At 41.1% G+C, this 902-nt stretch carries 1 protein-coding gene; it reads right to left on the bottom strand.

Features of this window, described 5'->3' with window-relative positions; all coding sequences use genetic code 11:
* On the bottom strand, positions 1–709 hold a 709-nt coding region (locus LG31_RS20895), incomplete at its 3' end, for a glycoside hydrolase family 18 protein (protein ID WP_476500320.1).
* Positions 710–902: the final 193 nt, after the last annotated feature.

Below are 902 nucleotides of genomic sequence, written 5' to 3'. Positions count from 1 at the left end.
GACTAAAACCATACTCCTCTGCTTGTTGTGAGGTTAATCCACTATGATCCGGTGATACTTGGCCAGCTACACCAGGTCGATCTCGTAACATTAACCAAATCCCAATAATACCTAAATCGTGTTGCTGTGCATGTTCTAGAACAAGGTTTGCATCTGACTTGTAAAATACCTCACCAAGAACATCTTTATATCCAATCATTGGTGTAGTGCCTAGCATGTTCCATACTTGCTCATCAGATTTATCCGGGTAAATACTCTTCACTTGTGTAAATAGAGAGTTTAAAGCACTAATGGCACAATTCCCGTGGATATTCTGACCTTCAGTGTTGTTAGATTGACATTGTGGGCTGCCATAATCGATCGTCATTACATTAATGCCAGACAAGTCCACACCAAAACTTTTAGCACTATTTAAGACATTCATTCCATCAGCGGTGAGTCCTTCCGGTATAACCGGTAGAGTAAACCATACATCAATAGCACGGCCCTCAGCTTTCCAACGCTGTTGGACTAAACTGATCGCCTGACTTAGGCGATTGATCGACTCCAAATCCGCAACAGCCATTCCTTCGATATCAAAATCAATTATTTTCAGATTTAGATTTAGATTTAGATTTACCACAATACAGTCATATAACTCTACGAGGTCGTCAAGGCTCTTACAAGCCATCGCCAGAGATGTATTAGTAGCACCACCAAGGGATACCATTACATCACCACCTGCACACGAAGGGCTTTAATATTTAAGTATTGCGGATATCCATTAACTGCATAAGATGCCCCCCAAGTAGGCACACAGGTATCTGCATCTTTGGCAACAAGGAATGCAAGCACGAAATGACTTATCCCTTGTTCGTTCTGGAACAGGAAATTATATATCTATAAACCGCTTTGTCATTATC

This window comes from Aeromonas lacus (genome assembly GCF_000764665.1).
Lineage (GTDB): Bacteria > Pseudomonadota > Gammaproteobacteria > Enterobacterales > Aeromonadaceae > Aeromonas > Aeromonas lacus.
The sequence above is the reverse complement of the archived record's forward strand: the minus strand, read 5'-3'. Positions and strand labels throughout refer to the sequence as shown.